Origin of the sequence: Dokdonia sp. 4H-3-7-5 (genome assembly GCF_000212355.1) — a bacterium.
GTDB lineage: Bacteria > Bacteroidota > Bacteroidia > Flavobacteriales > Flavobacteriaceae > Dokdonia.
Window position 1 is genome coordinate 319,440 of the sequence record NC_015496.1, and the last position, 25,983, is coordinate 345,422.

The following is a 25,983-nucleotide window of genomic DNA, read 5'->3' on the forward strand; positions in this document are numbered from 1 at the left end:
GACTTTGTCTGCTCTTGTGGGATTTTCATTGCAATCGGGGTTATAGAGTCCCGCAAGTGTGCATTTATATAAGCCTAATTATTCTATCAGTTTCCCGAATTGAAATGTAGTATGCCAACTACTTTTTCAGCTCAAAAATCACTCCCGCCAAGGGCCCTATTTTTACCTCTGCCGAATGGTCTTTCCCATTCCAATAGGTTTCGGTAACATCGAGTTTTTTGTTATGATAATCACCTGTTCCAGCATACTTACTTGCGTCGCTGTTATGTATTTCGCGTAAGCTTCCTTTAAAAGGTAACCCTATGCGATATTGAGGCTGCGGTGTAGGTGTCATATTAAACACACACACAACTACGCTATTCTCATCATTGCCCTTTCTAATGTAACTTAGTATGGCATTTGTATTATCATCGTGTGCAATCCATTCGAAACCTTCTGGTTCAAACTGCTTCTCGTACAAAGCAGGTGTCAATGTATACAGGCCATTAATATCCTTGAAAGCACTTAGTGCTGCTTTGTGAATATCATATTCAAGCACGTACCAATCTAGCTGCTCTTGAAAATTCCACTCTGTACCTTGACCAAATTCGCTTCCCATAAACAGTAACTTACTACCAGGATGCGTATACATATACGTATACAAAAGCCTGAGATTTGCAAAGCGTTGCCACTCATCTCCAGGCATTCTACCTATAATAGATTTTTTACCATAGACCACCTCATCATGAGATAATGGTAGCATAAAGTTCTCTGTAAAACCATAGGTCATTGAGAAGCTAATCTCATTGTGGTGATGATTTCTATAGATAGTGTCCCTCTTGAAATAAGCAAGTGTATCATGCATCCATCCCATCATCCACTTTTGACCAAAACCTAGACCTCCTGAAAATACTGGCCTACTCACTGCTGGAAAATTAGTAGACTCCTCTGCAATGGTTTGAACGTCTGGAAAACTAGCATACACCTCTGCATTAAGTTCTTTTAGAAACGATATTACGGCGAGGTTTTCTCTTCCTCCTTGATCATTAGGCTCCCACTCGCCTTCTTCTCTACTATAATCGAGATATAGCATAGAAGCAACCGCATCTACTCTCAAGCCATCTACATGATATTGCTCTAACCAGAAGAGCGCATTACTAATCAAGAAGCTTCTCACTTCATTACGTTCGTAATTGAAAATAAGTGACTTCCAGTCGGGATGCCATCCTTTCTTTCTATCTGGGTGCTCGTAACAGGCTGTTCCATCAAAGTTACCAAGACCATGCGCATCTTCTGGAAAATGAGAAGGTACCCAGTCTAAAATTACCCCAATATCATTTTGGTGCAACGCATCTATCAAAGTCATTAACTCTTCAGGATATCCAAATCGAGAGGTAGGCGCAAAATATCCTGTAATTTGATATCCCCAGCTGGGATCATAAGGATGCTCCATCACTGGCATAAACTCCACATGTGTAAAGTTTAATTCTTTCACATAAGCCACGAGTTCGCTGGCTAGTTCTGTATAGCTAAGGCTACGATTTCCTTCATCTTGCTTTCTTCTCCAGCTTGCAAGGTGCATTTCATACACAGAGTACGGCGCATTAAGACTGTTGTGCTTATGGCGTTTTTTCATCCATGCAGCATCCTTCCAGTTATGATTTGTTTTATAAACTACAGAAGCGGTTTGAGGTGGGTGCTCTGCTCGTCTCGCGTAAGGGTCTGCCTTTTCTGTGACAACGTCGTTGTGATTGGAATGAATTTTGTATTTGTATACTTCACCATGAGCGATCTCAGGAATAAAACCTTCCCAAATCCCGCTTCCATCCCATCGCACGTTAAGAATATGCTCTTCCTCATTCCAGTAATTAAAATCACCTACAACAGATACTCGCTTTGCACTAGGTGCCCATACGGAGAAATAAGTTCCATCTACACCATCTACAGTTATGGGGTGACTACCCATTTTATCATGAAGACGATAGTGTTTCCCTCCCTTAAAAAGGTCAATGTCAAATGCTGTAAATAAGCTATGTGCTATTACTTCTGCCATTAAATAGTTGTTCCTGACACTATAGTAGCTCCATTCTTTACAACCACGATGCCATCTCGCACTACATAAGTATCTGTTTCTACATCGTCTAGATGTTTTCCTCCAGTAATGCGAACATCGTCTCCTATTTTTGCATTTTTATCAATAATACAGTTGGTTATAAAACAGCGATCTCCTATACCTACGTGTGGGATTCCTTTGTCACGAGCCGCATTAATCTCTTCAAGATCTAAGAAGCGATTGCTACCCATGACATAGCAGTTTTCAATAACCGTTCCTTTACCTATACGTGATCGTATTCCTATCACAGAATTTGCAATACGACTACCGTGTATGATACTACCTTCTGCTACTATAGATTTTTCAAGTGTTGTTCCTGAAATCTTTGTAGGTGGCAATACACGTGGTCTTGTGAGTATAGTCTGTCCTTTATTAAACAAATTGAATTTAGGCATATCTGACGTCAAGTCTATGTTTGCCTCAAAAAAGGAATCGATATTCCCTATATCTGTCCAATACCCTTCATAGGCATAACTAAGTACTTTGTGATTTTCTATAGATTGCGGAATAATCTCTTTTCCAAAATCCATAGTATCCGTCCCCTCTAGCAGATTAATCAATAAGTCTTTATTAAAAATATAAATCCCCATAGATGCGAGATAATGTTTACCCTCGCTCTTCATTGCTGGTGAAACCTCAGATTCCCATTCTGGAAGAAGTTCGGCAGCTGGTTTTTCTATAAAAGAGTCTATCATATTATCCTCTTTTGTTTTAAGTATACCAAAAGATGTAGCATCTTTTGCATTTACAGGCAGTGATGCAATACTTATCTCTGCTCCCGAAGCTTTGTGAGCATCTAGCATTTCATTAAAATCCATCTGATACAATTGATCTCCAGAGAGTATCATAATATAATCAGACTCATAACCTTTAAAGTGGTGTAAGCACTGTCTTACAGCATCTGCAGTGCCTTGAAACCAGCCTTTATTTTCTGGGGTTTGCTCTGCAGCAAGAATATCTACAAAAGCATCAGAAAAATATGAAAATTGGTAGGTATGCTTAATATGCTTATTAAGTGAAGCCGAGTTAAACTGAGTTAACACGAACATCCTTTTGATATTTGAATTCAAACAATTTGAAATAGGAATATCTACTAGACGATATTTACCTGCAATAGGAACAGCGGGTTTTGATCTCTGTGCTGTGAGTGGGTATAATCTTGAGCCTTGACCTCCTCCTAATATAATCGCTAGTACTTCCTTATTCATTATTTATTGCTTTTAGAGTTTGGAATTTTTATTTTTTGATAGTTACTTTTTTTGGTATCATTTCTTCATATAATGAGGCGTAAGTTCCAGCTGCATTTTCCCAGCTGTGGTCTATCTCCATCATTTGTTTTTGATTTGCACTAAAGGCTTTCTTATCCTTATAAAAAAGAGAAGCACGTTCTATACTGTATACAACATCCCATACAGAAGTTTGATCATGACAAATACCATTACCGCCATCACCTATGTCTACTACTGTATCTTTTAAACCTCCCGTACGGCGTACAATTGGCATACAACCGTATCTCAAACTATACAACTGATTTAAACCGCAAGGCTCCACCCTGCTAGGCATTAAAAGAAAATCTGCTCCAGCATATACTTGGTGTGACATTCTTTCTTCGTAGCCTATATGAGCATTATATCTTCCTTTATAGGTGGTTTTAAGTTCTTCTAGTTGGCGCTCCACTTCTGGCGAGCCGCTTCCTAATAAAATGATATTGACATCATGCTGTTTCAAAGCAGTATCGATAATCTCTGGTAGTAAATCTGCTCCTTTCTCCCAAACAAGTCTACCTATAAACCCAAAGAGTGGTTTTGAGGCGTCTAGTCCAAACTCATCACAAATAGCCTTTTTATTAGCCTCACGGCCTTTAGCTCTTGTCCTTATTGTATAATTTTTAATAAGATAATCGTCGGTGGCAGGATTCCATGTTTCGGCATCAATACCGTTTAGAATTCCAACGCACTTTAATTTCTCTTCTCTAAGCAGGCCTTCTAATCCATTTGCTTTTTCTTGTAATTCCACCATATATGATGGAGAAACGGTATTCACTCGCCATGCACATTTAATAGCAGCAGCAAGTGGGTTTATTTCTCCATACCAATCTAGTAGTCCTAGATCGCTTTCGCGAAAGCGTGGTAACATCCCTACCATATCATGAGAAAAATTACCTTGATACTGTGCATTGTGAATAGAAAGCAACGTAGGCACTTTCATAAGGCTATCGAATTCTGGGCAATGCTGCATCATAAAGGGTATAAATCCAGTATGATGGTCATGGCAATGTATAATATCTAATTTTCTCTTTAAACTGAGCACCCATTGCATCACTACTCGCTGAAAAGCGACAAAGCGTAAAGGATCATCATCATATCCATACACGTTTTTCCTATCTGTGAGCTCTGTAATTCTTACTACAAACAATGGAAAACCCAGCTCACTATCTACATCTATAACTTCGCTAAAATAAGTTTTACCCTCTATTACTAGGTTATAAAAAAACACGATAGAACCAGTTGCACGCTCCACCCAGCTAGTCTTATAATATGGCATAATAACTGCCGCTGTATGACCTATGCGATTTTGATATTTAGGAAGAGCACCTACCACATCTGCTAGCCCGCCCACTTTTGCGACAGGATAACACTCGGCACTTACATGAAGAATATTCATAGTTTCAGGTAATTAGATAATATCTTAAATGTAACGGTTATTAAGATTACGACTCTTTATGAGCTATTAAATATAGGTTAAATCATAAATAACTAAGCATGATTTATTCACATTTATAAGATAAAAAATCAAGTGATATCATAATTTTTTAATAATACCATAACAATACATGATGAACAGAAGTCTATTTTATCCCAATAAATGCAAACTTATAATTGCGTATGATATGTCATTTTCACAATGCTTTAACGACCAAGTCTACAGTAATGAATTAACTTTACTAAAAAAGGAAATAGTTATGAGAAGAATAATAGGAGTAGTTGCTTTATTGAGCATTTTTGCTAGTTGCAAAGGGTCTGCTCAAGAGAGCAAAAAAGAAAGTTTTGAGATTACAAAAACAGATGCCGAGTGGAAAGCTCAACTCACAGAAGAGCAATATTATGTGCTGCGTTTAGAAGGTACAGAGCGACCTAATTCTAGCCCGCTCAATAATGTAAAAGAAGCAGGAACTTTTCACTGTGCTGCTTGTGATACGCCGCTTTTTAAAACAAAAGATAAATTTGACAGTGGTACTGGATGGCCTAGTTTTGATAAAGGTATAGAAGGCAATATAGCCTATAGTACTGATCGTAAACTTGGTTATACTAGAACCGAAGAGCACTGTGCTACTTGTGGTGGACATCTAGGACACGTTTTTAACGACGGCCCTAAAAAAACTACTGGAAAGAGACATTGTATTAACGGAGACGCACTTGTATTTGTGCCAGATTCAAAATAATATGAGCTACCCAATAGAAAAAACGGAGGCTGAGTGGCTCGAAGAGCTAGGCCCAGATCGTTATCGCATACTTAGAGAAAAAGGAACAGAACGTCCATTTACTGGAACCTATAATCTACACAATGAAGAAGGCGCTTACCATTGCGGCGCTTGTGATCAAAAGCTTTTTGAAAGCGCGTCAAAATTTGACAGTGGTTGTGGATGGCCTAGTTTTGACGAGTCCATACCGGGAACTGTGGAATATGTACGTGACAAAACGCTAGGGATGATAAGAACAGAAATTCTTTGTTCTAATTGTGGTTCCCACTTGGGACACGTCTTTGATGACGGCCCTACTGCAAGCGGACAACGATACTGTGTAAACTCGCTCAGTATAGACTTTGAAAAATAAGAATCACGCTTTCGCGAAAGCGTAAAAACACCAATAAAAACCGAAGCAAACACTTCGGTTTTTGTGTTTTATATATGACGGGATAATCCGTATTTTTGAACTACAATAATTAGACTTAAAAAAATCTAGATATGAGCAAATATGATGTAATCGTTTTAGGAAGTGGTCCAGGCGGATATGTAACAGCAATACGCGCAAGCCAGTTAGGCTTAAAAACTGCGGTTATTGAAAAAGAAAGCCTAGGAGGTGTGTGTTTGAACTGGGGTTGTATCCCTACAAAAGCCCTTCTTAAAAGTGCTCAAGTATTTGAATACTTAAATCACGCAGAAGACTATGGTCTTAAAGCAACAGGAGTAGAAAAAGACTTTACTGCAGTTGTAAAGCGTAGCCGTGGTGTTGCTGAAGGAATGAGCAAAGGTGTTCAATTCTTAATGAAGAAAAATAAAATAGACGTCATAAATGGCTACGGAAAAATCAAGCCTGGTAAAAAGGTTGACGTAGACGGTAAAGAATATAGCGCAAACCATATTATTATTGCAACGGGAGCTCGCTCACGTGAGCTACCTAATCTTAAGCAAGACGGTGAGACAGTAATAGGATACCGTAAAGCGATGACACTTGAGAAGCAACCTAAATCTATGATTGTAGTAGGGTCTGGAGCAATAGGTGTTGAGTTTGCTAGTTTTTATAACACAATGGGTACAGATGTAACTATTGTAGAGTACTTACCAAACGTTGTTCCTGTAGAGGATGAAGATGTATCAAAGCAATTTGAGCGTTCTATGAAGAAGGCTGGAATTAAAGTGATGACAAACTCTTCTGTAGAAAAGGTAGAAAAAACAAAAACTGGTGTAAAAGCTACGGTAAAGACTAAAAAAGGAGAGGAAATCCTTGAGGCAGATATCGTACTAAGTGCAGTAGGAATCAAAACTAATATTGAAAACATAGGCCTTGAGGATGTAGGTATCGTAACAGATAAAGACAAAATTATCGTTAACGATTTTTACCAAACTAACATGCCTGGTTATTATGCAATAGGAGATGTAACTCCTGGTCCTGCTCTTGCTCACGTAGCATCTGCAGAAGGAATTACTTGTGTAGAGAAAATTGCGGGTATGAACGTAGAAAAAATAGACTACGGCAACATTCCTGGATGTACCTATGCAACTCCAGAGATCGCATCTGTAGGAATGACAGAAAAGCAAGCAAAAGAGGCTGGATATGAATTAAAAGTGGGTAAATTCCCTTTTTCTGCATCTGGTAAAGCAAGTGCTTCTGGAGCAAAAGATGGTTTTGTAAAAGTAATCTTTGATGCAAAATATGGAGAGTGGCTAGGATGTCACATGATAGGTGCAGGAGTTACAGATATGATCGCAGAAGCTGTATTAGGACGTAAACTTGAAACTACAGGTCACGAAGTATTAAAAACCATTCACCCACACCCTACAATGAGTGAGGCTGTAATGGAAGCAGTGGCAGATGCTTATGGAGAAGTAATTCACTTATAAGAGCTACACTTTATACATATAAAGTTTTTAGAAAATCCTGCCTTTGGCAGGATTTTCTATTTTATAACCTCTCAAAATAGTTAGCTTTACTATTGGTAATTAACAGCTGTATGATGAAACATCTTAATCTCTTTAAATTATTATATCTCTTTGTAATTTCCTTCATATTAGTGTCGTGCGGGCCTGCTTCAAATACGAATCGTTTCGCACCACTTACCACAGTAAACACTGCAGAGTCTATAGAGAAACCATATGTTATATTAATATCACTAGATGGTTTTAGACATGATTATGTAAATACTTATAACCCTCCTTATCTAAGTTCATTTATAGAAGAAGGATCTCAAGCCGCTTCCCTAATACCATCTTTTCCCACTAAAACATTCCCTAATCATTACACGATCGCAACAGGAATGTATCCTGATAACCACGGGCTGCTTGCAAACTCATACTATGATTATGATAAGAAAAAAACGTACAGCATAGGTAATCGAGAGACCGTGGTAGATGGGTCTTTTTATAAAGGAACTCCATTATGGGTAAACGCAAATAGTACAGGGATGGTAACAGCTAGTTACTTTTTTGTTGGCACAGAAGCAGATATTCAAGGTGTACATCCTACTTACTATTATAATTACGATGGAAAAGTAACCAATCAAGAACGCGTAGATCAAGCTATAAAATGGCTAGAAATGACCGAAGAGACAAGACCACATCTCATTACTCTATATTTTTCTGATATGGATGATACTGGACATCGTTACGGCCCTAACAATAAAGAGAAAATTAAAGAAGCGCTATTAAAGTTAGATAGCACGCTAGGAGATTTATTTGATCGCGTTGACAGCACAGGTTTACCTGTAAATATTGTCATTGTATCAGACCATGGTATGGCAGAGCAATCTATTGAAAAACTTATTACCACAGATACATTAGTAAATGATGTTCTTTACAACATGATTGACAATGGTGTCATTCTCAATGTACACCCTCATAATAATGAGGAAACTGATAACATTTTCAACCAATTAAAGCAATTAGAAAGTAATTTCACAGTTTACAAAACCAAAGACACACCACATTTTGAAAATGTCCCAAAAAATAAGAACTGGGGACCCATACAAGTAATCCCTGATGATGGATATTACTTTAGCTCAAATAAGAGTATCGAAAGAAGAAAGGCTGGAAATCAGGAAGTATTTGGTGTACATGGGTATACTCCCGCTTTAAAAGATATGCACGGCATTCTTTATGCAAAAGGCCCTGCTATTAATGTGGGAAGTAGTTTACCTTCTGTAAAAAACATTCACGTTTACCCTATGATATGTGAAATTCTAGGGCTTCCTGTGCCGACTAATGTAGATGGTAAATTATCTTACTTAAAAGGTATGCTACAAGAATAACCCCTGAATGAAGAGGATTAAAATCTCTTTCAATCCTTCATCAAGAAATTCTCAATAGCAAGATTATAACTATTAAGACCAAAGCCTACTATTACACCCTTAACATATTTAGAAAGGTATGAATGATGTCTAAACTCTTCTCTCGCAAATGTATTTGAAATATGCACTTCTATAACTGGAGTACTTATAGCTGCTACAGCGTCTCCTAATCCTATAGAGGTATGGGAATAAGCTGCTCCGTTTAAAATCACTCCGTCAAATGTGTCATTTGCTTCGTGTAATTTTGAAATGAGCTCTCCTTCTATATTACTTTGAAAATAGCTAAGCTCAGTGTCCTTATAAGCAAACTGAAGTTGAGTGAAGTAATCCTCGAAAGTTTCGGTTCCATAAATTTCTGGTTCACGCTTACCTAACATATTCAAATTAGGGCCATTTATTATAAGTAATTTCATAGATTATAGTTGTTGAGTGCGCTTTCGCGAGTGCGTAAAAATACAGATTTACAGGGCGTAAAAAAAGCGCCTATTATAAGGCGCTTTTTACAATTCTTATTATTTAACTATTAAAATGCAAATCCAGCTCCTAACATAAATACTCTATTACGAGCATCAAGGTCGAAACCTCCTAAGTCCTCACTACTAAAAACGTCTGAAAGTCCTAAGTTATAACGTGCGTTAAAATATAAACCATTGTTAAGTTTATATCCTAGTCCACCGACAACAGCAAAGTCTATCGTGTTTATAGCATCGTTATTAAAATTGATATCTCCAGAATCACCATCAGGATTAGAATCAATCTCACTATTTACATTAAATCCTATTTGTGGTCCCACTTCTCCATAAAACCCATCTACAAAGTAATACTTTGCAAGTACTGGCACATTAATGTAATCTAGCTGAAACTCAATATCATCTCCGTTATCAACACTCTGGATATCGTACCCCTGACCCGAATAATAAACCTCTGGTTGTATTGAGAATTTCTCTGTGATAGGCACTTCTACAAATCCTCCAAAATGGAAGCTTGTTCTTGCATCTGGATCATCAAAATCGTCTCCTCCTACAGTTGCAAAATTAACTCCTCCTTTTGCTCCAAATGACACCTCATCTTGTGCTTGAACGGCTACAGTTCCAAATAAGGCTGCGATTGCTACTACTACTATTTTTTTCATGTTTGTGTTTGTTTTAAATGATGTCCAAAGCTATCCATCATCGTGTTAAATGCATGTTAGGCACTTTCTAAACTCTTGTTAATTGAGAATCCTTTAATAATTGTATTTTCACTTTCGTGAAATGGGAAACAGGCATATCAAATTATAAAAGTTACTTACGCATAGAACGTGGTCTCTCTGAGAACACTATAGACAACTATGCTCGAGACTTAAAAAAACTAACCCGCCATCTAGAGCAATTAGATAGTGCGCCAGATCCTATTACTATAACTAAGGATGATATTCAAGACTTTATATACACCATAGCCAAAGAAGTACAAGCCAGATCACAGGCTCGTATTATCTCTGGGCTTAAAGGCTTTTTCAATTATCTGATATTTGAAGATTATAGAAAAGATAATCCATTAGATCTTATAGAATCTCCTAGATTAGGTCGTAAACTTCCAGACACATTAGCTGAAGAGGAAATAGACGCCCTTATCACTGCCATAGACCTCTCTAATCCTCAGGGAGAACGCAATCGCGCTATGCTAGAAACACTCTATTCTTGCGGACTTCGAGTAACAGAATTAATAAGCCTAAAACTTTCTGACTTATATTTTGAAGAAGGATTTATAAACGTGATAGGAAAGGGTGACAAACAGCGCTTTGTCCCTATAAGTGAGCATACTCAAAAGTACATCAACATATACCGTAATGAAATACGAACACATACAGACGTCAAACCAGAGTATGTAGATATTTTATTTTTAAATAGAAGAGGTCGCCAGCTCACACGTGCCATGATTTTTACAATCATAAAAGATCTCGCAGTAAAAGCTGGAATTAAGAAAAGTATTAGTCCGCATACATTTCGTCACAGCTTTGCTACACACCTTTTACAAAATGGCGCCGATTTGAGAAGTATTCAGCAAATGCTAGGTCACGAGAGCATTACAACTACCGAAATCTATATGCATGTAGATCGCAGTGACCTCGCTCGAGTGATGGAGCAATATCACCCTAGAAAGAACTACTAGGGTTTTCTTTCAATTTTTCGCGAAAGCGGACTTATAATTACTTCACAATAAGTATTTCTTCTTGCCTTCCTGAAACATATCTAAAGCCATCTTCACCCCAAAATCCTGCTTCCTCAAGCATAATTCTAATGTCCTTATTCCACTCTGGAATGGTTACGGTAGTATTGAGTTCAATAGCGTATGCTGTGTTCTCATAAAGCTTGTAGTCTCCTGTACCTGGCACACCACCTTGAGAGTCCCACATTCCAATCGTTGGCCCAGCGGCATGACCGTATAGTCCAAGTGGATGCGTATAGATAGAAGGCACAAGACCTTCTGCTCTAGTCTCCTTTAATGATTTTAATAGAATCTCATTTCCAGTTCTACCTGTCTTAAAATTTGAAGCAAGTACATCTTGCACGCGGTTACCGTCTGCAAATGCTTTACTCAAGAACGCTGGCAGTTCCTTCTCGTCATCCTTTAAAACATATGCGTGCTGCTGGCAATCTGTATTAAGACGTAGATAAGTAATTCCAAAATCACAGTGCAACAAGTCACCCTTCTGGATTACTTTTCCTTCTGGTCTATTAGAAAATGAAACAATATGACTCTCTAGCTTTTCTTCAGATCGTTGAATATCAACCGTAGGGTGAAACCATGTTTCTAATCCCATATCTGTAACTCGCTGGCGTAAATACCACACCACATCATCTGTAGTTGTAACTCCTGGAACAATCACTTTATAGCTGAAGGCATCCTTAATAATATCATGCGTCACATCTACTAGCTGTTCAAAATATTTCATTTCAAGCGCCGTGCGTGTTTCTAACCATCCCACTGCAAGATTCTGTGCAGAGACTACTTTTGATTGCTGAGTAGGTGATAGTTTTGATATAAAAGCCTCATAATCTGTCTTTACAATTCCGTCTGCAAGTCCAAAATCATCAGAATAATTAAGTCCAATTTTTGAAGGGTTGCGCTCTTCTATAATCTCTAGAAGACGTGCCCATTGATCTGGTTGTTTTTCTTTATCCCAAGCAGAGATGATATTCTTCCCTACGTTATATCTAGCTACTGCTAGCTTTTCAATAGTATTCTTTTCTTTATTTCTGTAAAAAACTAAAATAGTTCTCCTTCTCGCATTAAGCCACGTAGAAGGAAGCATTGTTTTTATAACAGGATCTTCATTATATTCTCTAGAAATCACAACCCACATATCAATATCTGTGCGGTCCATTAATGTAGGTAGTAAATTATCAAATCTATCTGCTAAGACCTCATCAATTACGTCCGCTCTATCGCGTTCTGTTAAGATTTGACCATTAATGCATGCAAACGGAAGTAGTAAAAGTAATAGTAATGTTTTCATAGTTAAGTTGCTAGTCCTTAAAAATACTAAAAACAAAAAAAGAGTATTCATCTGAACACTCTTTTCTTAATTATAAATTGATGTAAGACTATTTTACCTGTCACCTTTATTTCTACGCTTTTTCTTGCGTTCCTTTTTCTTTTCTTTTTCTACTTTCTTATCAGTTCGTCCTGACTCTTCCTCTGCTATGATCTTCACCACTTGTTCCTCGGTGAGAATATCTCTTAATTGAGATTCAAATTTCTTTTTTTCTAATTCCGCTTTTTTGCGCTTATCATCAATAACCATGTCCTTATCATCTTGGATTGCCAATAATACAGTATAGTAATCTTTTAAATAACTTCTAAGCACCTCTTTACCAAAAACGTCTAGTTCAAACATTTCCTGGTATACGCTTGATCGCTCTAAACTTAACACATTAGGGTCTGGTTTCTCATTATAAGATGCTGCTACTCCTGGTGTGGAAGGAACTAAGCGCCTGCCTCTACCACTAAAGTCAGTCCCATTTTGACCTCCAAATCCTTGAGCTTCAACACTCACTAGACACAACAACATCACTACCACTAAAAAATATCTCATCATCTTATCTATCTATTTTTGCAAATATGCATAATTATTTCGTGAATACTCATATTCAATAATGATGCCCAAATCTTTAATCCTTAATTACATCAAGTATTTCTGGCAATAAAGTGAGTGCAGTTAAAGCAATCGCTCCGCCTAAATTTTTATGATCTGTAGCTCTTGATTGTTTACGCCGTTCTCTTTCTTGTCTTCTTTTATCCCGACTAGAAACTCCTATTCCTTGGTATAATGACGTGCTACTAGCTCGACTTTTAATATCGTTGGCGCTGGCCATTAACTCTTGAGCATCTTCAATAACATCAATACCGGCACCTCGTATCATGATCACACTACTCAATTTTTTCTCATCATAATGTGCCTCCATCATATCATACGCTATAGAAATTCCCGAGGAAGTCATCGCCATAAACTCACCCTTAAACAAACTCTCTACAGACTCTAGCAATACTGCCGCTTTGCTTACTTCTGTAAATGGAAGAATATTTGCACTTATCGCTCCATAGGTTCCTATCGCTATCATATCATTATCATCAAGCCTTTTAACGAGCAGCTTTATTCCTTGCTCTATGTAAAACTTATCTTCGGGAGAGATTCCTGCTTTTCCCGTCTCTACCAAGATATAGAGTTGCTGGGCATCTTCGCTTGGGAAGTTTTCGGCAGCATAGGTGATGAGATGTTCTGCTCTAATTACTACAGATTTGGTCTCAATTTCATTTTGACTAGGTAGTTGGAATGCAATAAATAATAGGACTAGTGTGAAGATACTTTTCATAGGTCATACATTTTAAATGAATTGTAAACCTATAGCCTATATGATCTCATTTCCAGTTAGAATGAGCAAAAGCCTAGTACCAATGAGTGAAGTAATATAAGATGATTATTACGCTTTCGCGAAAGCGTAACTTCAACTCTATAAATTGTTTAAATACTCTTTTAAGGTTTGCCCTCTCTGTATTTTACCTGTAGCCGTACGCTGAAAGGAGGTTAATGAAACCGCAAGTTTAGGTAGTTCAAAAGACCCAAAAGCCGATATATCTGTAATATGCTCCTTTATAAAAAGAGGTTCTTCTTGCTCTACAAATAACGTTAATTGCTCGCCAAGCAGTTCATCTGGAACTCCGGCTACAAAATATGGAACATGGATAAATGGCGCCAACTTTGCCTCTATCTGTTCTGGAAACAATTTTACTCCACCGCTATTAATTACATTATCAATACGACCTAGCCAGATGAACTTCTTATACGTTATGAGCTCTACAAGATCATTTGTAATCACGGGATCCGTGCTCACCTTAGGAGCTTTTATTACAAGACAATCCCTATTATCGATTTCGACTGTAACTTTGTCAAGTACTTTAAAAGGGATGATTCCTTCTTTATTTTTTTTTGGATTGACTCTTCTTGCTGCAATGTGAGTTACAGTTTCTGTCATTCCATAGGTTTCATAAACCTTGGTTTTAAGTCCTTGTAGTCTTAATGACAGTGCTGGTGATATCGCTCCTCCTCCTACAATAAGCTTTGAAAGTAAGTGTAATCGCGATAACGAATTATCAAGCTGAAAAGGCGTCATCGCACAAAAGTCATACGTTCTATAAACAGCATCCAGCGGGTTTGATTTTGGCTGCGCCATATCAATACGCCATCCCAATGTCATGGCTCTTACAAGCATCATTTTTCCAGCAATATAATGCGCAGGAAGACAAAGCAATGCCGTTGTTTTTTCAAATACATCAAAGTGCTTTGCAGTTGCTTTTGCACTATTGATCATATGTTCCTTGTTTATCTTAATAAGCTTAGGTGTTCCCGTAGATCCAGAGGTATGTACCGTCACATACTTCTTAGCATCTAGCCACTCTATAATAAACTCACCTACAGATTCCTCATAAGGTTCTCCTTCTTTAATAAAGGTATGCGCTTGCTCCTTTAATGAAGCAATGGTAAATGAAGCACCATTAAGTTTAAATTTAGGGTGTAAGCGCGTATATTTTTCAGCAAGCTCCGTCATATCATTTAAATATACGGGTTCCTTGTAAGATTAATATTAAGCAAATGTAAAATGTAAGTCTGCTCAACTATTTAAGCGCCAGCAAGAGGCTTTACACTTCCTGTGAGTTTCTCTTTCCAGTTAGACCATTTATATTTTCTAGCAAAAATATACATGAGAATAGGTAGTATAATAAATATAGGAACAATCTGCCCTATAGCCGAAGGCTCTGCAACATCACGAAAGATAGAATTAGTTTGTAATGCACTCCAATCTGAAGTTACGAGCAGTGCAATTAACATATTATTTGCCGCATGAAAGCCTAGAGCAAGCTCCATTCCATCATCCATAAGCGTTATAATCCCGAGAAAGAAACCTAAACCTATGTAGACCGATAGTATGCTGTATCCAAGCTTTTCTATTTCAGGATTAAGCGCGTGCATGAGTCCAAAAATAAGTGAAGTAATAATAAGAGGCACGAGCTTATTACCAGCAGCAACTCCTATCCCCTGCATTAAATATCCTCTAAAAAGAAATTCCTCAAAAGAAGTTTGTAAGGGTAGTAGTATTAATGTGATGGCTAGAAGCCCAAGAAAAGGCATAAGATTAAAATTCCACACAAGATCTTCTGGAGCAAAATAGTATGCTACAAGTGTGGATACTATAGAAAACGCACCCCAAATAGCAAAAGCAAAGAAAAAACGAGACCAATCTATTTTTTTTCTAGCAGTTACTAGCTTTGTAAATCGCTGCTTATGTAGATACTTAACAACAACAACGAGTCCAAGTAACCCCCCTAAAAAGGTGCAAAGTGCAAGTACTAAGTAAAAATTACTTTCCCCTTCAAAAAGCGGAAAAAAATTCTCTTCTCCTGCTTCTAGAAAAGTATTTATATCACCAGCTCTCATCCACGAGCCTACCATTAATGGAATTGCTCCTAAGATTTGCCAGCCTAAAATAAATATAATCAAGAAACCTATTATATATCTCCAACCCTCATGTAAACTCTTATACGCCTGCTCAATATACATATGTTATAATTTAAAATTCCAGTGCTTATTATTATCCGTTCTTAAAGTTCCATTCACTACTTCTAGTGGTGAAGATATATTATTTGTAAAAAGGCTCCCCGTACCTAGTCCTTGAGGCCCTTTTGCTCCTAATTCATGGGTCCATTGTGCGATAGCATTAAGACCAATATTACTTTCTAATGCAGAGGTAATCCACCATGCGATCCCTAATGAATCTGCTACGTCAATCCACTCTTGACTTCCTTTAAAACCTCCAATAAAGCTAGGCTTTAAAATAATATATTGTGGTTTTATAGTTTCAAGCAGCTTGCGTTTTGAAGGGAGATCTGTCACTCCTATAAGTTCTTCATCTAGCGCTATTGGTGTAGGTGTACTCGCACATAATGATGCCATTGCCTCCCACTGTTTTGTAGCAATGGGTTGTTCTATAGAGTGAATATCTAGCTCGGCTAGTTGGAATAGGACTTCTTTTGCTTTCGCGAAAGCAAAACCACCATTTGCATCTACCCGCAAGGTAAGCTGCTCATTATTGTAACTCTTTCTTATAGAGGAAAGAATCGCCATTTCGTCTTTAAAGTCAATGGCTCCTATCTTCATTTTTATACAATCAAAACCTTGCTCAAGCTTTTCTGCTACCTGCGCTCTCATAAAATCTTCATCTCCCATCCATATCAAGCCATTGATTTCTATAGCAGAGGTTCCTTCCGTAAAGGTAGATGGAAATAAAACATAGGGATGATTAGATTTAAGTGATAAAAACGCCATCTCAATACCCGCTTGTATACTTGGATAGGCTATTAGTTGTTCCCAAAGAGCTTGAGGTCCTTTAGTTATATTACTACATGCCCATTCCAGCTTCTGCTCATAATCTGGCACATCATCATAACTAAGGCCTCTAAGGATTCCACATTCTCCTACACCCATCTTCCCATTATCATCAATGATAATATACCACGTCTCTTTTGTACGTAAGACACCTCGTGAAGTACCGCTGGGGCTCTTGAACTCTAATATGTGCTTTTTATAATGTGCTTTCAATACGATCTTATTGGTCTAGTAAAAGTACTTAATCATGTGCATAAAACATCTACAGAAATGAATTCTCAATATGATTTATTACATATATTTTCTTCAAGAAGTAAGCGGTTCATCCCCTATTTATTACCTTATATCTATGTTTTTTAAATACTAAAAAAGCGTTTTAATTTATAATTAATTAAATTACAAATAGTTACATAAGATTTTTACTAGTTAAATATATTAGAAATAAATTTTTTGTAATCTAAAAAATAGCTAGATTTATCTATATAAACGTCACTATTATGATTGCATATCCTACAAAGGGACATTTATTAGTTGCCGAACCATCTATACTAGGTGATACATCATTTACAAGGTCTGTAATTCTTCTTGCAGATCATAATGATAAAGGCTCTGTAGGGTTTATTCTCAATAAACCGCTGGATGTCAAACTATCAGACTTAATAGAAGGCATAGAGGATTGTGAGATGCCTATTTACAATGGAGGACCTGTAGAGCAAGAGAATCTCTATTTTATACACACCGTTCCTGATCTTATAGAAGATAGCCTAGAAATAGCCTCAGGTATTTATTGGGGAGGGAATTTTGAGAGAGCCCTAGAACTAATTATGAACGAAGAAATCTGCTGTGAAAAAATTAAATTTTTTCTAGGATATAGTGGATGGGAAAGCAACCAGCTTGACCAAGAGATCGTGCAAAACAGCTGGGTCATTCTTGAAAATGACCAACAAGATGCACTACTCAAAGATAACCACACAGCACTGTGGAGAGATAAAATTATAGAAATAGGCGGTGATTATGCCTTATGGTCTAATGCTCCAGAAAACCCTCAATATAACTAACCTAATCTTACTTTTACATTAAGTTTTTTTAACAAAGCTGAAGCAGCATCAATTTTAAACTCCTTTTTTCTATACTTTGTTATAGGCTGTATTCCCATAATGGTGTTTGTAATAAAAAGCTCATCTGCTTTTTGCAATTCAAATGGTGATATAGATGCCTCTTCAAAAGTGTACTCATCCATTAGTCCTATAATATTAATAAGTTGTTTCCTTATCACACCGCGTAAGCAACCATCAGTAAGTGGTGGTGTCTTAATATAGTTTCCTTTTACTAGAAATAAATTCCCTTGCAATGCTTCGGCTATATTTTTCTCATTATTTACTAGTAGACAATTATCATATCCATTCTCTTGAGCATAGATACTTCCTGTAACGTGCACAATCTTATTAGTCGTTTTAAGGGTAGATATTAAATCTGCATTTATATAATGGTCTTTATACAACTCCACCTCGTAAGGTTCTTCGCTTAGGAGATAAAAAGGATTAGGGTGCGCTTTCGCGAAAGCGTAATAACCCACACCGCGCTCTTCTGGAAGATACGTGCCGCCACCAGATCTATACACTGTAATACGTATGCGAGCTGTTTGATCAATTAGACCAGAAGCTGTCAAAGTCTTCAAGAGTTCTTCTTCAAGAAACTCTGGCGTGAACTCCATTGGGATTTCCATGCGAAGAATGCGCATAGAAGCCATAAGTCTAAAGTAGTGGTCTTCCCAGAAAAGGAGTTTACCGTTTACTGCTTTAATTGTTTCAAAAAGTCCATCGCCATAAAGTAGCCCTCTATTAAATGGATTAAGTTGCGCATCCTCTGGTGAGGATAAAGTTCCGTTGTGATTGATCATAAAAAAACCGCCTTTTAGGGAGGCGGTGCAAAGATATTAATTAGGCTTTAGTTATGATGAGCCTATTACTTGTTTCAACTCTGAAATTTGATTTTCCCAGAACATTTTACCTTCATCTACTTCATCTTCTTCTGCAAAGTCTGTTACCATGAGTGATACATCCTTGGTAATCTCATCTACTTGGAGACGTAATTCAAAATAATATTCCTCTCCTTCATCTGCCGCCCATTGGAATTTTATGCGGTCATCGTTCTTTTTGGTAAGGAGTTTTGCTTTCTCCTCACTTCCGTCCCAAATAAAAGTGTAGTGGTCACCTCTTAAATTTACATTATCTGCAAACCACTCACTCATTCCTGATGGAGTAGCTATATATTGGTATAATAAAGAAGGAGAAGCTCTTACAACAAACTCAATCTCATATTTTATTTTATCGCTCATAGAAAGGTATTAATAGTACGACAATATATTGAAAGTAATTAGTAGAACAAAGCAATTAAATTAATTTTATTTAAGAAAGAGGTTTGCACAACCACAAATAAATTTTATATTTGCACCCGCTTAGGCACATTGCTTATGCGAGCACACAAAATTGCTTTTATTATTAATAGCAATTTTAAATTATGGCGAGGTAGCTCAGCTGGTTAGAGCGTCGGATTCATAACTCGGAGGTCGGGGGATCGTGCCCCCCTCTCGCTACATAATTATAAAGGCTTTACAGAAATGTAAAGCCTTTTTTATTATACAAAATTTCACTTAAAAGTCTTAGCCCACATATTTTTATCGCTCTCTTATTTAACAATAAAGTTGACTGCTCTAAAAATAATTAGGATATAAAACACAACATCATTTATAATTATGCCCCTATCCTATGTATCGACGGGAGGTTTAAAAGAAATTTAGATCTTAACATTATAATCTTCTTTAGACTTTACTAATATTTGATACTTAAATTTGTAGTGAATGGTAATTGTAAAGCATGAAACAAAAACTAGCATCACTTATTTATTGGATTAAAAGTTTATTAGTCAAGATATTTAAAAAATATGATGGTAGATGGGCTTATATTATCACCACAATCATCGCCTTAGCACTCTTTATAGGTGGTATAAAATTATTTATATCCCTTACAGAAACTTTAAAAAGTACCTATCTAGCTGCGTCTGATACGGCAATTTCAAACTACGTTGCCAGTTTTAGGACGCCTTATCTCACAAACTATTTTATTTTTGTAACAGATCTGGGTGATGCTCTAGGTTATGTTATCACATTTATATTATGCACGATTATATTCTATTTTACATTTAAAAAATGGCGATATGTTGCTCAACTTGCATTTGTGATGGTGCTTGCTTTGAGTTCTAATCTTATTTTGAAACAAATCATTAATAGAGCGCGACCAGATGCCGAACATCTTGTAACAGTAGAAACGCTTAGTTACCCTAGCGGGCACGCGATGATGGCAATGGCTTTTTACGGGACACTGTTATTCTTAGTAAGTAAATTCCCAATTAAGAAATTTTATAAAATTCTATTTATCACTCTGTGCTTGATTTTGATACTAAGTATCGGCGTTAGTCGTATTTATTTAGGCGTTCATTACCCCTCAGATGTCGCAGGTGGATTTATTGCAGGCTTTGTTTGGGTAGTGTTTTGTGTGATTGTTTTTGATTTAATTCAAATTTTTAAACGAGACCCAGCAACCTAATGTTATATTTTACGCTTTCGCGAAAGCAAAAAAAAACTCACCGTATATTAAAAAAGAAATCTAATGAACTATAGAAAATATATACCTCACCTATTTATTGTCACTCTCGCAATCATTGTCACTGTAAGTTGTGCAAATAGCTACAATGGTCAGAGCGATGAAAAAGACAAAATAACAATTAAAAAAAAATCTAAAAAAGATTATACGATTGTAAACACTTGGAAAATGCCCAAAATTTTAAATGAGGTAAGTGGCATCTCATGGATTTCTGACAACAGACTAGCTTGCGTAGAAGATGAGGATGGCACCATTTTCATTTATGATCTTAAAAAAGAAAAAGTCATTCAAGAAGTAGCCTTTGCTGGTCATGGAGATTATGAAGGTATCACAGTTAATGGTAAGGATGCCTACGTGATGCGCAGTGATGGACTAATTTATGAGGTATTACGCTTTCGCGAAAGCAATCCAACTGTTACTAACTTTCAAACAGCATTTAGCGGTCGCAACAATATAGAAACCCTCACTCTAGACACAAAAAAAAATAGTTTAGTTATAACCCCAAAAGATCGTGATAGTAATGAGGATTTTAAAGGTCTATATTATATCCCTTTAAACTCTAAAATAATGCCTGTAAAACCAGTCATTCGTATAAATATGAATGACAAAGCTTTTGAGGATTTTAAAAAGAAAAAAGCGTATCGCACTTTTAGTCCTTCTGATGTGGCAATACATCCAGTGACGGGTGACTACTATGTGCTTGAAGGTAAAAAACCAAAGCTGGCAATACTAGATAGCGACGGTACCGTTAAAAAAGTATACCAACTCGATAAAGACGACTTTGCTCAGCCAGAGGGAATTACTTTTAGTCCTGACGGAAGGCTTTTTATTTCTAATGAAGCTAGAAAGGACGAAGCTACGATTGTAGAAGTTGTCTTTAATTAAGAAACGCAGATTGGCACCTGCATTAGCGTATTACTTAACATTCTCTAGGCTATTTTATCATTTTTAACTCATTAATGAGCTTTATCAACTTAGGTATAATTAATTCTGTATTTCTATAAGAAATCTCATGGCCTTTGCCTGATACTGTGATGATCTCAACATTCTGAAAATTTTCTTTGCTAAAGTTTACATTTTCATAGGGAACAATATCATCGTTATCGCCATGAATGTGAATCACTGGTACTTTTAGATTTTTCCAGTCAGCTTTTATAAAATCTAGTTCGGCTGCGTGTATTTTCTTTTCATCTCCTGCTACGCGATAAGCTGTGGGCACAATCCATCGCGTTATTTTCCACTGTGTAAAACGAGCTACCCAAAAGTCTTTTTCTATAGAAGGATCAATCGCTGGAGAGATCATAACAACAGCTTTTACTTCTGGATTTAAAACTCCTATTCTTGCTGCAATAGGCCCTCCGTAAGATGAGCCTACAGCTATAATATTTTTTATTCCTTTTTCTTTAAGAATAGTGGCCATTAATTGGGCCTGACGTTCAATAGACGGGAGTTCTTTACCAAAATTAGAGTAGCCGTAGCCAGGCCTGTCTATTGCATAAATATTTGCATTTTTAATGAGAACATTATTTGAGATATAGCCCTCCCAGGCAGCGATAGAACTAGGTGCTCCATGAAAAAAAACAAGATTTACATCGCTATCTGCGGTAGTAACCTCCTGGATACGAACTTTTAAATCAAGACTATCAACTTGAAAATATGAGATTTTACTTTCAACTTTTAAGGCAGTAAACTTTTCATGAATCTCTTGATCAGACTTACGCCATTGTAATACACTACAAGAACAAAAGGTTACTATAAATAACAGAAATAGAGGAACATATAGAAAGATCTTTTTCATATTTTCTATAGAAATCGTATGTATGACAAAAGTTAAGCAGTACAGCTATTAATTGCACTTATATCATTATCTGTACAATTAATGCAGCTAACAGTTTATGGCATCAAATCAAAAGAGATTTTTACTCCTTCTATGATCATTCCTGTGCCAATAATCCCTATTATCAACCCCATAATCTTACCTATTACAGAGATTACATTATTACCCAAAACCCTAACAATAAGATTGCTGGCACTAAATGTCATGTACATCAACATGCACATAACAGCAAAAATCAAAATCACAACCCCTATCTCCATGTAAGTTGCATCTGATACTGAATTCATTGCAGTTACAATTGTACCCGGACCTGCAATAATTGGGATAGCTAAAGGTGAGATTGCTATATTCTCATCTACATCTACCTCTTTTAAGTGCTTTACGTTTACCTTCTTAGACTGCAACATATCAAAACCGATAAGAAATACTAAAATCCCACCAAATATCTTAAAAGCCGGTATTGTTATTTGGAATAACTCGAAAATGAATTTGCCTAATAACACAAAACCAGCCACAATAACAAAAGCAACAATGTTTGCTCTTTTATTGATATTTTGCTTTGTCTTTTTATCTGCTCCCTCTGTGAGGGACAAAAAGATGGTCATATTTGAAATTGGATTTGTTATAGCAAAAAAGCCCGTAAATACGGTAATTGCAAACGTAATTAGGTTATCCATAAATCGCCAGATTGATTTGACTGTTATTTTATGTTAGCGCTGCACAAAACACTATGTTTTAATAGCCTGTAAATATATAGTATGTTTTTAAACTAAAATCAATATTCGTTTTTATCTATATATGAGAAATACAATTTTTGTGAAAATTCATAGGGTAAATAGTAATTAACATAGTCTTATTTACAATTCTGAAAATAGTTAAGAGTACAACTTATACCTTACAACTGTAATACTGATTAGAATCTTAAAAGGCATCGCGTCTATAAAATTGACAACACAAATTGCTTATTATTTATCTTGTAGTTCCGCTGATATAATATGATTTTCCTAATGAAAGTAATTTCTTAATTATTTAACAAAACACTAACTATTGTCATCTTCGTTATTAAATTTTTAAATAATTGTGAGAAATTATGATCACTTTAAAACTATTTTAACTTGACGGTATGATTTGAAAAACCAAACTTACTTAGTTTTATGAATTGCGGTAATTAATTACAATTATTGTTGAATTTAGACTCCAATCATTAATTTCCTTAGACTAAAAATAATACTATGAAAGATTTTGACAATCCAGAAAACTTAGAAAAATGCCCTTTTCGTGGGACACGTATTGGTGGTGCATTTGGCACTTCCCCTCAAATTGATGATTGGTGGCCTAATAGATTACAAGTAGAATTGCTTCATCAAGAGCAGCCTGTTGCAAATCCCCTAAGTGATCAATCCTATAAGGAAGCTTTTAATAAAATTGACTTTCAAGAATTAAAAAAAGATATTAAAGAAATGCTTGTCACTCATCAAGAATGGTGGCCAGCAGATTACAATAACTATGGTCCTCAAATGATACGTATGGCTTGGCATTCGGCTGGTACTTACCGTATAGCAGATGGTCGTGGAGGTGGTGCACAAGCGATGCAGAGATTTGCACCTATTAACTCATGGTGGGACAATGGTAATACAGATAAAGCAAGAAGGCTTGTATGGCCTATAAAAAAGAAATACGGCGCGTCACTTTCATGGGCTGACCTTATTATGCTTACAGGTAATTGTGCGCTAGAAATAATGAACTTCCCTACCTATGGTTTTGCAGGTGGAAGACGTGATGCTTGGGAACCAGACCGCAGTACGTACTGGGGACCAGAATTTTGGAATGGTAAGGCATATGATGAATCACAAACTACAGGTAATCATGTAGGCCATCCAGAAGAAATGGTAAACAATAATTTGCGTTGGAAAGGAGATGTAAAGGAAGAATATCATGATTTAGAAAACCCCTTGGCTGCGACACACCAGTCTTTAATATATGTCAACCCTGAAGGTCCTGGAGGAAATATGGACGCAATGGACTCTGCTAGAAATATTAGAGAATCATTTAAGCGTATGGCGATGGATGATGAAGAAACCGTGGCACTTATTGCTGGAGGACATGCTTTTGGAAAAAGTCACGGAATGGTTGATCCAGAAAAAATAGGGGCAGCTCCAGAAAAGGCACCTATTGAGGCTCAAGGTTTCGGGTGGCATAATCCAGTAGGAAGTGGTAATGGTGCAGATACAATGACTAATGGAATTGAAGGATCCTGGACTCCTAACCCTACAGAATGGGACAACACTTACTTAGTAAATCTATTTAAGTATGAATGGAAACAAATCAAAAGCCCCGCAGGAGCAGGACAGTGGACTCCAATAGACCCTAACGCTCCAAAAACTCCTGATGCACATATAGAGGGAAAAATGAACGATTTAATGATGATGACTTCTGACATAGCATTAAAGGTAGACCCTGCTTACAGGGAAGTATGTAAAAAATTCATGGATGATTTTGAGTACTTTACTCAGGCATTTTCAAAGGCTTGGTATAAGCTTACTCACCGTGATATGGGTCCTACAGATAGATATTTGGGACCTGAGGTTCCTGAAAAGGAATTATTATGGCAAGACCCAATCCCTAAACTGATTAAACATACTATCAATGAATTTGATATTGCCTTTCTCAAAACAAAAATTTTAGAAAGCGATATCTCTGTTACTGCTTTAGTAAACGCTGCTTGGTCTGCTGCATCAGTGTATAGACATTCTGATAAAAGAGGTGGAGCAAACGGTGCTCGCATAGCTTTAGAACCGCAAAGAAGTTGGTTATTTAATAGACCTGGTGAATTAAATAATGTCATTAAAGCTCTAGAGGAAATCAAAGAAACATTTAATGTAATGGATACCCCAAGAAAGGTATCTCTTGCTGACCTAATTGTTTTAGGAGGTTGTGTAGGAATAGAAAAGGCTGCTAAAGATGCGGGGAGTACTATATCAGTTCCTTTTACTCCCGGTAGAAATGACACTACTCCAGAACTTACAGATATAGAAAGTTTTGATTGGCTTAAACCAGTATCAGATGGCTTTAAAAACTATCATAACAATAAGGTAGGTTATCATGTTCCTTCTGAACGTATATTTTTAGACCGCGCTCAGCTTTTAACGCTCAATGCTCCAGAATGGACAGTTCTTGTGGGAGGACTTCGAGTGTTAGATCAAAATTTTGATTATTCTAAGCACGGTTTATTTACCGAAAATCCAGGACATTTAACTAATGATTTCTTTAAAGTATTAACGAGTATGGATTATGCGTGGGAGCCTCAAACTAATGATGCACAATTATTCAATGTTCGAGAGAGATCTACAGGAGATATAAAATATACAGCAACCCGTTGTGATTTGATATTTGGCTCAAATTCTCAGTTAAGGAACATCTCAGAAGTATATGCCGCCAATGATGGTAACGAGCGATTCTTGAAAGATTTTGTCGCTGCTTGGGATAAAGTTATGATGCTAGACAGATATGATGTTAAGGATGAATAATAAATAGTTAGATTAATTATTAAGCCCAACTTCAAACAAGTTGGGCTTTTTATTTGAAAAAATTCACTCGTAGAAATATGTTCTTAGACAAACGCTTTCGCGAAAGCTTAGTAAAAAGTTTACAACACAGCAATACAATACAGATGTAAAGACTAATG

Annotated in this window: 24 protein-coding genes and 1 tRNA gene; 10 read left to right on the forward strand and 15 right to left on the reverse strand. The window is 36.7% G+C overall.

The window, feature by feature from the left end; translation table 11 throughout:
• Nucleotides 1-118: 118 nt before the first annotated feature.
• The 3 genes from glgB to KRODI_RS01380 are packed head-to-tail and all read right to left on the reverse strand — an operon-like array spanning nt 119 to nt 4,756.
• A complete protein-coding gene (gene glgB, locus KRODI_RS01370) occupies nt 119-2,032 on the reverse strand; it encodes a 1,4-alpha-glucan branching protein GlgB (protein ID WP_013749776.1) in 1,914 nt (637 codons plus the stop codon).
• Complete coding sequence (locus tag KRODI_RS01375; RefSeq protein WP_041295587.1) at nt 2,032-3,303, reverse strand: glucose-1-phosphate adenylyltransferase; 1,272 nt, start codon at nt 3,301-3,303, stop codon at nt 2,032-2,034. Before KRODI_RS01375 ends, glgB begins: the two co-directional genes overlap by 1 nt.
• A 25-nt stretch (nt 3,304-3,328) precedes the next feature.
• Nucleotides 3,329-4,756, reverse strand: coding sequence for a glycogen synthase (locus KRODI_RS01380; RefSeq protein ID WP_013749778.1), 1,428 nt, complete (start codon nt 4,754-4,756; stop codon nt 3,329-3,331).
• Nucleotides 4,757-5,054: 298 nt separating this feature from the next.
• On the opposite strand from KRODI_RS01380, the gene msrB (KRODI_RS01385) reads away from it, so the two are divergent.
• From msrB (KRODI_RS01385) to KRODI_RS01400, 4 genes are all read left to right on the forward strand, one after another.
• Nucleotides 5,055-5,534 carry a peptide-methionine (R)-S-oxide reductase MsrB gene (msrB, locus tag KRODI_RS01385; RefSeq protein ID WP_013749779.1) on the forward strand — a complete coding sequence of 160 codons (480 nt, stop codon included), beginning with the start codon at nt 5,055-5,057 and terminating at the stop codon, nt 5,532-5,534.
• Nucleotide 5,535: 1 nt separating this feature from the next.
• Entirely contained in the window at nt 5,536-5,925 is a 390-nt protein-coding gene (gene msrB, locus KRODI_RS01390; RefSeq protein WP_013749780.1) for a peptide-methionine (R)-S-oxide reductase MsrB, read from the forward strand.
• Nucleotides 5,926-6,056: 131 nt separating this feature from the next.
• The gene (gene lpdA, locus KRODI_RS01395; protein ID WP_013749781.1) at nt 6,057-7,433 is read left to right on the forward strand and encodes a dihydrolipoyl dehydrogenase; all 1,377 of its coding nucleotides are present in this window, start codon (nt 6,057-6,059) and stop codon (nt 7,431-7,433) included.
• Nucleotides 7,434-7,543: 110 nt separating this feature from the next.
• Complete coding sequence (locus tag KRODI_RS01400; protein WP_148235979.1) at nt 7,544-8,836, forward strand: ectonucleotide pyrophosphatase/phosphodiesterase; 1,293 nt, start codon at nt 7,544-7,546, stop codon at nt 8,834-8,836.
• 29 nt (nt 8,837-8,865) lie between these two features.
• On the opposite strand, the gene aroQ is transcribed toward KRODI_RS01400, so the two are convergent.
• Both aroQ and KRODI_RS01410 read right to left on the reverse strand, forming a co-directional pair.
• Nucleotides 8,866-9,288 (reverse strand): type II 3-dehydroquinate dehydratase, encoded by a 423-nt coding sequence (gene aroQ, locus KRODI_RS01405; protein ID WP_013749783.1) that lies wholly within the window; start codon nt 9,286-9,288, stop codon nt 8,866-8,868.
• A gap of 110 nt (nt 9,289-9,398) precedes the next feature.
• Complete coding sequence (locus tag KRODI_RS01410) at nt 9,399-10,007, reverse strand: porin family protein (protein WP_013749784.1); 609 nt, start codon at nt 10,005-10,007, stop codon at nt 9,399-9,401.
• Nucleotides 10,008-10,123: 116 nt separating this feature from the next.
• Here KRODI_RS01410 and xerD point away from each other — a divergent pair, with 116 nt between their 5' ends.
• On the forward strand, nt 10,124-11,026 hold the full coding sequence (gene xerD / locus KRODI_RS01415) for a site-specific tyrosine recombinase XerD (RefSeq protein WP_013749785.1): 903 nt from the start codon (nt 10,124-10,126) through the stop codon (nt 11,024-11,026).
• A gap of 37 nt (nt 11,027-11,063) precedes the next feature.
• On the opposite strand, the gene KRODI_RS01420 is transcribed toward xerD, so the two are convergent.
• The 6 genes from KRODI_RS01420 to KRODI_RS01445 form a co-directional block, all read right to left on the reverse strand.
• Nucleotides 11,064-12,374 carry a M24 family metallopeptidase gene (locus KRODI_RS01420; RefSeq protein ID WP_041295764.1) on the reverse strand — a complete coding sequence of 437 codons (1,311 nt, stop codon included), beginning with the start codon at nt 12,372-12,374 and terminating at the stop codon, nt 11,064-11,066.
• Between the two features lie 93 nt (nt 12,375-12,467).
• A complete protein-coding gene (locus KRODI_RS01425; RefSeq protein ID WP_013749787.1) occupies nt 12,468-12,956 on the reverse strand; it encodes a hypothetical protein in 489 nt (162 codons plus the stop codon).
• A 73-nt stretch (nt 12,957-13,029) separates the two neighbouring features.
• Complete coding sequence (locus tag KRODI_RS01430) at nt 13,030-13,731, reverse strand: hypothetical protein (protein WP_041295588.1); 702 nt, start codon at nt 13,729-13,731, stop codon at nt 13,030-13,032.
• A 138-nt stretch (nt 13,732-13,869) separates the two neighbouring features.
• Nucleotides 13,870-14,964 carry an AMP-binding protein gene (locus KRODI_RS01435; RefSeq protein ID WP_013749788.1) on the reverse strand — a complete coding sequence of 365 codons (1,095 nt, stop codon included), beginning with the start codon at nt 14,962-14,964 and terminating at the stop codon, nt 13,870-13,872.
• A gap of 71 nt (nt 14,965-15,035) precedes the next feature.
• Complete coding sequence (locus KRODI_RS01440) at nt 15,036-15,974, reverse strand: CPBP family intramembrane glutamic endopeptidase (protein ID WP_013749789.1); 939 nt, start codon at nt 15,972-15,974, stop codon at nt 15,036-15,038.
• A 3-nt stretch (nt 15,975-15,977) separates the two neighbouring features.
• A complete protein-coding gene (locus KRODI_RS01445; RefSeq protein WP_013749790.1) occupies nt 15,978-17,012 on the reverse strand; it encodes an o-succinylbenzoate synthase in 1,035 nt (344 codons plus the stop codon).
• A gap of 284 nt (nt 17,013-17,296) precedes the next feature.
• Here KRODI_RS01445 and KRODI_RS01450 point away from each other — a divergent pair, with 284 nt between their 5' ends.
• Complete coding sequence (locus tag KRODI_RS01450; protein ID WP_013749791.1) at nt 17,297-17,857, forward strand: YqgE/AlgH family protein; 561 nt, start codon at nt 17,297-17,299, stop codon at nt 17,855-17,857.
• Here the strand turns inward: KRODI_RS01450 and KRODI_RS01455 are convergent.
• Nucleotides 17,854-18,699, reverse strand: a complete 846-nt coding sequence (locus KRODI_RS01455; RefSeq protein ID WP_013749792.1) for an aminotransferase class IV — start codon at nt 18,697-18,699, stop codon at nt 17,854-17,856. The two genes, KRODI_RS01450 and KRODI_RS01455, sit on opposite strands and share 4 nt — an antisense overlap.
• A 51-nt stretch (nt 18,700-18,750) precedes the next feature.
• Nucleotides 18,751-19,137, reverse strand: a complete 387-nt coding sequence (locus KRODI_RS01460) for an START-like domain-containing protein (RefSeq protein WP_013749793.1) — start codon at nt 19,135-19,137, stop codon at nt 18,751-18,753.
• 184 nt (nt 19,138-19,321) lie between these two features.
• On the opposite strand from KRODI_RS01460, the gene KRODI_RS01465 reads away from it, so the two are divergent.
• From KRODI_RS01465 to KRODI_RS01475, 3 genes are all read left to right on the forward strand, one after another.
• Nucleotides 19,322-19,395: transfer RNA gene (locus KRODI_RS01465), tRNA-Met, on the forward strand.
• 280 nt (nt 19,396-19,675) lie between these two features.
• Nucleotides 19,676-20,404 carry a phosphatase PAP2 family protein gene (locus KRODI_RS01470; RefSeq protein ID WP_013749794.1) on the forward strand — a complete coding sequence of 243 codons (729 nt, stop codon included), beginning with the start codon at nt 19,676-19,678 and terminating at the stop codon, nt 20,402-20,404.
• Nucleotides 20,405-20,467: 63 nt separating this feature from the next.
• Nucleotides 20,468-21,346 (forward strand): SdiA-regulated domain-containing protein, encoded by an 879-nt coding sequence (locus KRODI_RS01475; RefSeq protein ID WP_013749795.1) that lies wholly within the window; start codon nt 20,468-20,470, stop codon nt 21,344-21,346.
• A 49-nt stretch (nt 21,347-21,395) separates the two neighbouring features.
• On the opposite strand, the gene KRODI_RS01480 is transcribed toward KRODI_RS01475, so the two are convergent.
• Together KRODI_RS01480 and KRODI_RS01485 are read right to left on the reverse strand one after the other, a co-directional pair.
• On the reverse strand, nt 21,396-22,259 hold the full coding sequence (locus KRODI_RS01480) for an alpha/beta fold hydrolase (protein WP_013749796.1): 864 nt from the start codon (nt 22,257-22,259) through the stop codon (nt 21,396-21,398).
• Nucleotides 22,260-22,354: 95 nt separating this feature from the next.
• Nucleotides 22,355-22,975, reverse strand: coding sequence for a MarC family protein (locus KRODI_RS01485; RefSeq protein WP_013749797.1), 621 nt, complete (start codon nt 22,973-22,975; stop codon nt 22,355-22,357).
• A gap of 555 nt (nt 22,976-23,530) precedes the next feature.
• Between KRODI_RS01485 and katG the strand changes: the two genes are divergently transcribed.
• Nucleotides 23,531-25,825 carry a catalase/peroxidase HPI gene (katG, locus tag KRODI_RS01490; protein WP_013749798.1) on the forward strand — a complete coding sequence of 765 codons (2,295 nt, stop codon included), beginning with the start codon at nt 23,531-23,533 and terminating at the stop codon, nt 25,823-25,825.
• Nucleotides 25,826-25,983 lie beyond the last annotated feature (158 nt).